The 6,519-nt window shown below is 36.4% G+C and carries 5 protein-coding genes and 1 tRNA gene; 2 read left to right on the top strand and 4 right to left on the bottom strand.

Annotated features, from left to right (window positions below):
- Positions 1–41: 41 nt before the first annotated feature.
- The 4 genes from ABIQ27_RS05115 to ABIQ27_RS05130 form a co-directional block, all read right to left on the bottom strand.
- Positions 42–115 (bottom strand) — tRNA-His (locus ABIQ27_RS05115).
- Positions 116–177: 62 nt separating this feature from the next.
- Positions 178–894, bottom strand: a complete 717-nt coding sequence (bshB1, locus tag ABIQ27_RS05120) for a bacillithiol biosynthesis deacetylase BshB1 (RefSeq protein ID WP_348032676.1) — start codon at positions 892–894, stop codon at positions 178–180.
- A 31-nt stretch (positions 895–925) separates the two neighbouring features.
- Positions 926–1,990, bottom strand: a complete 1,065-nt coding sequence (locus tag ABIQ27_RS05125) for a chorismate-binding protein (protein WP_348032678.1) — start codon at positions 1,988–1,990, stop codon at positions 926–928.
- Positions 1,990–2,412, bottom strand: coding sequence for a PaaI family thioesterase (locus ABIQ27_RS05130; RefSeq protein WP_348032679.1), 423 nt, complete (start codon positions 2,410–2,412; stop codon positions 1,990–1,992). The genes ABIQ27_RS05125 and ABIQ27_RS05130 overlap by 1 nt, the downstream gene beginning before the upstream one ends.
- A 143-nt stretch (positions 2,413–2,555) precedes the next feature.
- Between ABIQ27_RS05130 and ABIQ27_RS05135 the strand changes: the two genes are divergently transcribed.
- Together ABIQ27_RS05135 and purL are read left to right on the top strand one after the other, a co-directional pair.
- Positions 2,556–4,094 (top strand): right-handed parallel beta-helix repeat-containing protein, encoded by a 1,539-nt coding sequence (locus ABIQ27_RS05135; RefSeq protein ID WP_348032681.1) that lies wholly within the window; start codon positions 2,556–2,558, stop codon positions 4,092–4,094.
- Between the two features lie 75 nt (positions 4,095–4,169).
- Positions 4,170–6,519 (top strand): phosphoribosylformylglycinamidine synthase (gene purL / locus ABIQ27_RS05140; RefSeq protein WP_348032683.1); only part of this gene is annotated, 2,350 nt, incomplete at its 3' end.

Raw genomic sequence — 6,519 nt, forward strand, 5'->3', positions numbered from 1 at the left:
AAACAAAAAAAGTCCTGACGAATCAGGACTTTTTAGTTAAGGGTGGCTGACCGGGTTCGAACCGGCGACCCTCGGCACCACAAACCAATACTCTAACCAGCTGAGCTACAACCACCATTTTTAACGAGTGCAAATATAGATAATTCTTTTCTTTTGTCAAGAAAAAAAATAAAAAAGTTACTTTAAATCACTTAAGCTATTGACAGCCAAATATCTTTCAACCGTGAAACCTTCAGCGTGTTCTACGCCTATTATTCGCCCAAAATCCTGCGAACGATAATGAATGCTTTCGAGGAAGTTTTTAGTAGCAATTGGCGTTACAGGTTCATTCGAATTTTCTGAATAAAACTGTGACGCATACGCCAGAATTGAAGCTTCTTTTTTATCTGTAAATCCAGTAATATCTACCACAAAATCAGGTTCTATGTTTTCCCATTGAATATAGTGATAGACAACTTTTGGCCGCCATGCTTCCTGATTCTTGCCATCAAACGTAGTCTCAATTCTTCTTAAACCCGAAAGAAAACAAGCGTCCGAAACCAATTTACTTCCTTTGCCATGATCAATATGCCGGTCACGGATTGCATTGCAAAGCACAATTTCAGGCTGATATTTCCGAATCATTTGAATAATTTGAAGTTGGTGTGCTTCATCGTTTACAAAAAAACCATCACGCATATTCAGATTTTCGCGAACAGCAATCCCTAAGATTTCAGCAGCAAGTACCGATTCAGAATCTCTGATTTCAACCGAACCACGTGTTCCCAATTCGCCTCGGGTTAAGTCGATAATGCCAACCTTTTTTCCTAACGAAATTTCTTTGGCAATGGTTCCGCTACAGCCTAATTCAACATCGTCCGGATGCGCGCCAAACGCCAATATATCTAGTTTCATTTTAGTATAATTTAATTATCAAAAATAAGCTTTATTGAATAATTTTTTTCATCGTCATCGATTTATTGACTGTCTCGATATATTCATCCACAGGAATACTATCTTTTGTAATCCCACAGCCAATGTATAATTGCGCCTTGCTTTTGATGATTTTCATACATCGCAAATTGACAAATAAATCGGTTTGCAGCGTTCTGAAAGTAACAAAATCAATATTCAACTCACCTAAAAAACCCGAATAATATTCCCGGTTATAACCTTCGTATTCGAGTATGAATTCTTTTGCAGCCTGTTTTGGCAAACCGCAAACCGCCGAAGTGGGATGCAATGCCAGTATAATTTTCTTTAAAGATTTCTTAGATTTTAATCTGGCTAAAATATCAGATTTGATATGCCACAAATTACCTGCCTTAACTGAATATGGACTCGAAATTGTGATTTCTTTGGCCAAATCTTCTAAACTGTCAACGATGAAATCGGTTACCAGTTGTTGCTCTATTTTCTCTTTATCCTGCCAGACAATATTTTTAGAACTTGTTGCCAATTGGGTTCCGGCAAGCGCAACCGTTTTTAGAGCATTGCCATTCGTTTTCAAGAACTGTTCAGGCGTGGCTCCAAGCCAGGTGCCAATTTTAGGATGAAAAAAACAATATTTGAACGCACTTGGATAAGTACTTATCATTTTATTCATCGTGATTTCAATATCAAAATCGGAATTGTCGATTTCTTCTTTTCTCGATAAGACAACTTTTGAAAACTGTTTATTATTGATAGCATCAACAGCTTTTGCAACTAAATCTTCAAAAAAATCATTACTAATTGCGCTATTTACATTTGAGGTTTTCTTTTCAAAAAAATAATTGGAAGTATTCACATTCTCAACATACACATCCGAATGTTCCAAAGGAATAAAAGGAATTTCATCAGCATCAAACGGCGCAAAAACAAATCCTTTTTCTTCAAAAGTTTCCAAAAAATACAGATGGTCGTTTTTTTGAAACACACCTATAATTCTATCGGAATCAGGCTTGCAAAACAACGCAAATGGCAATTGTTGCTCCTGATGAGTTTTGACTTTTATGAATAAATCCGTCATTAGCGTCGAGGTATAATCATATTACTCAGTTTACAAAGTGAAATCAATTTTCCTTCTTCATCAGTGATTTTTATTTCCCATAAATGAATGCTTCTGCCCTGATGGATAATTTTTGCGGTACAAAAAACGGTTCCTTCTCTTTTACTTTTTAAATGATTGGCTGAAATTTCAATGCCTCGGGCTTCTTGCTTTTCAGGATTGATAAACAACATCGAAGCAGCACTTCCAACACTTTCTGCCAAAGCTACTGTTGCGCCACCATGAAGTATTCCCATCGGTTGATGCACTCTTGAATTGACAGGCATTTTTGCAGTTAAAAAATCTTCTCCGGCATCGATGTATTCAATTTCCAGAGTTTCCATCAACGTGTTTTTACACCAATCGTTACAAAGTTTGAGGATTTTATCTTTATCGAATGACATAGCTTTTTTTGGTAAAAATACAATAAAACCTTATTTTCTGCGTTATCTAGAATAGTAAAATACTGTCACAGTTTCAAATTTTCAAATTGCGCTATTTTCAAATTAAACTTTAATACTTACATTTACCAAAATTCACTCTGCAGATGCGTAAACTCATTATTCTTTTTTTTGTTGGTTTAGCTATTACCGTTAGTTCATGTCGTCAGGACTTTGCCTTCGAACCAAGCACAGGCGATTTAACTTTTTCTAAAGACACCATTTATTTAGATACTGTTTTTACAAATATTGGTTCAAGTACTTATACTTTGAAAGTCTATAACAGAAGCAGCAAAGACATCAAAATCCCAACAATACAACTTGGTAAAGGACAAGATTCTAAATACAGAATGACGGTTGACGGAATGACTGGTGATAACAACAGAATTTTTCACGATGTAGAATTGTTGGCAAAAGACAGCATGTATATTTTTATAGAAACTACTGCAGATATTGCCGATGCAAATCCAACAGATTTTCTTTATACAGACCAAATTCAGTTTGATAGCGGCACCAATTTTCAAAAAGTAGAATTGGTAACACTAATTCAGGATGCTTATTTTATTTTTCCAAATAAGACAAATGGTTTGATAGATCAAATTCCAATTGGCTTCAATGATGACGGAACTGTTTTGGAAGAAAATGGAAGAAATCTAAGCCACACTCATCCTGACAATGGTGACGAATATACTTTCCATACTGATAAGCCCTATGTCGTCTATGGTTATGCCAGTGTTCCCAGCGGGGAAACATTAACTATTCCCGGCGGTGCCCGAGTTCATTTTCATGACAGTTCAGGCATAGTTGTTCAGGAAGGCGGAACTTTACATGTTGAAGGCTCAACATCCTTAACAGCGGCATTGGAGAACGAAGTCATCTTTGAAGGCGACCGTTTAGAACCTGATTTCTCGGATATTCCTGGACAATGGGGAACCGTTTATCTACGAAACGGAAGCGGAACTAGTAATCATACAATCAAAAACTTAACTATCAAAAATGCCGTAATCGGTTTATTGATAGAAAATAATGTTGGTAATAAAGTAGACATTGAAAATACTCAAATTTATGATTGTTCGAACTATGGGATTTTCACCGCTGATGGTCGTATTGATGGTAAAAATATAGTAATCAATACAGCTGGCCAGTTTTGTTTGGCAGCAGTTTATGGAGGTGATTACAACTTCAAAAACTGTACTTTCAATAATAACTGGAGCAGTTCAAAACAGTTAGCAGTTTATGTTGCTGATTATGTCAAAGATGCAGTTCCTGAAACCTGGCCTTTGGTTCAGGCTAATTTTATAAATTGCATTATTTATGGTTCTAATAGTAACGAGCTTATTTTAGATAAAAAAGGAACAGTTTTTAATTCGTCTTTTCAAAATTGTTTGGTAAAACTTAATATATCAAGCAGTTCTACAATTCCCGGAAATCCTTTATATGATGTTATTAGATTGGAACAGAACGGAAATTTAATAAATAAAACTCCTGATTTCTTTGACATAAGTAAGAACAAACTAGTTATTGGTGCTGATTCTTTTGCAAAAGGAACCGGAATTGACGCAGGAGTTCCGTTTGACATACTTGGAAATCTACGAACTCCACCATATGATATTGGTGCTTATAATTGGATAACTTTTCCGGATTAAATTTGAAAACAGGTTTTTAGGTTTCATTTATTTAGCCTAAATTTGCACCTACAACAACTACAAAACAACAACACAATGATTCATTTCTTCGGAAACGAAAGTGCTACCGTTTTTGCCGTTCAGTCGCAAAACGAACTTTCGGCAGAAACTATCTCAAAACTTAATTGGTTATTCGCTAACGCACATAAAATAGAAAAATCCGTCCTGACGGATTTTTTTATTGGCCCACGTGCCGCCATGATTACGCCCTGGAGCACCAATGCTGTTGAAATTACCCAAAATATGGGAATAGAAGGCATCATCAGAATTGAAGAATTCCAAAAAGTTGCTTATGGTTTTACCGATTTTGATCCAATGCTTTTCCAGAAGTACAATGAATTGAATCAGGATATTTTTACGATCAATATCAAGCCGGAACCAATTCTGGAAATTGATAATATTGGAGAATACAACAAGCAGGAAGGTTTAGCTTTGAGCGATGAAGAAGTTCAGTACTTAGAAAACCTTTCCAAAAAACTAAACAGAAAACTGACCGATTCAGAAGTGTTTGGTTTCTCACAAGTCAATTCAGAACACTGTCGTCATAAGATTTTCAACGGAACTTTCGTTATTGATGGTATAGAAAAAGATATGTCTTTATTCAAAATGATAAAAAAAACTTCGGAACTGAATCCGAACGATATTGTTTCTGCTTATAAAGACAATGTGGCTTTTATCAAAGGTCCGAAAGTCATACAATTTGCTCCTAAAACCGGAGACAAAGCTGATTTCTATCAGGAAAAAGAATTCAATTCGGTAATCTCAATTAAAGCCGAAACACATAATTTCCCAACAACTGTTGAACCATTTAACGGAGCAGCAACAGGTTCTGGCGGTGAAATCCGTGACCGTTTGGCTGGTGGACAAGGTTCGTTACCATTAGCTGGAACTGCTGTTTACATGACAGCATATTCAAGATTAGCCGAAAATCGTCCATGGGAAAACGGAATGATCGAAAGAAATTGGTTGTACCAAACACCAATGGATATTTTGATAAAAGCTTCTAATGGAGCATCTGATTTCGGAAATAAATTTGGGCAACCGCTTATTACAGGTTCAGTTCTAACATTCGAACACGAAGAAAATAATAGAAAATTAGGCTTCGATAAAGTAATCATGCTTGCGGGTGGAATTGGTTACGGAAAAGCAGAACAAGCCATAAAACATACTCCAAAGAAAGGCGATAAAATCGTAGTTCTAGGTGGTGAAAATTATAGAATCGGAATGGGTGGAGCAGCAGTTTCATCTGCGGATACTGGTGCTTTTGGTTCTGGAATTGAACTAAATGCAATTCAGCGTTCAAATCCAGAAATGCAAAAAAGAGCCGCGAATGCTATTCGTGCTTTTGTAGAAAGTGATGTAAACCCAATTGTTTCAATTCACGATCATGGCGCCGGTGGGCATTTGAATTGCCTTTCTGAACTTGTTGAAGAAACCGGAGGATTGATTAATCTGGATAAATTGCCTATTGGTGACCCAACTTTATCTGCCAAAGAAATTATCGGTAACGAATCTCAAGAAAGAATGGGATTGATTATCGGTCAAGACGATATTGAATTGCTACGAAAAGTTGCTGAACGCGAACGTGCACCAATGTATGAAGTCGGTGAAGTAACCGACAATCACCGTTTTACTTTTGAAAGCAAAACAACTGGTGAAAAGCCAATGGATTTTGCGTTGGAAGATATGTTTGGAAGTTCTCCAAAAGTGATAATGACCGATAACAATTCGCAGATAAAGTATACTGAAGTAAGTTATAGTCAAGATAAAATTCAAGAATACCTCGAACAAGTTTTACGATTAGAAGCTGTTGCCTGCAAAGATTGGTTAACCAATAAAGTGGATCGTTGCGTTGGCGGAAAAGTTGCCAAACAACAATGCGCAGGACCATTACAATTGCCCTTGAATAACGTTGGCGTAATGGCTTTAGATTATAATGGAAAAGAAGGAATCGCAACTACAATAGGGCATTCTCCGGTTTCAGCTTTGATTAATCCATCGGCAGGTTCTCGAAATTCTATTGGAGAAGCATTATCGAATATTGTTTTTGCTCCATTAAAAGACGGATTAAAAAGCGTTTCGCTTTCTGCCAATTGGATGTGGGCTTGTAAAAATGAAGGTGAAGATGCAAGATTATACGAAGCTGTAAAAGCCTGTGCAGATTTTGCAATTGACCTTGGAATCAACATTCCAACCGGAAAAGATTCGCTTTCGATGAAGCAAAAATATCCAAATGAAGAAGTTATTGCTTCTGGAACAGTAATCATTTCAGCTGCTGGAAATTGTAATGATATCACCAAAGTAGTTGAGCCCGTTCTTCAAAAAGATGGTGGTTCAATTTACTATATTAATCTATCTCAAGATGATTTCAAATTATGTGGAAGTT

Origin of the sequence: Flavobacterium sp., assembly GCF_039916025.1 — a bacterium.
Taxonomy (GTDB): domain Bacteria; phylum Bacteroidota; class Bacteroidia; order Flavobacteriales; family Flavobacteriaceae; genus Flavobacterium.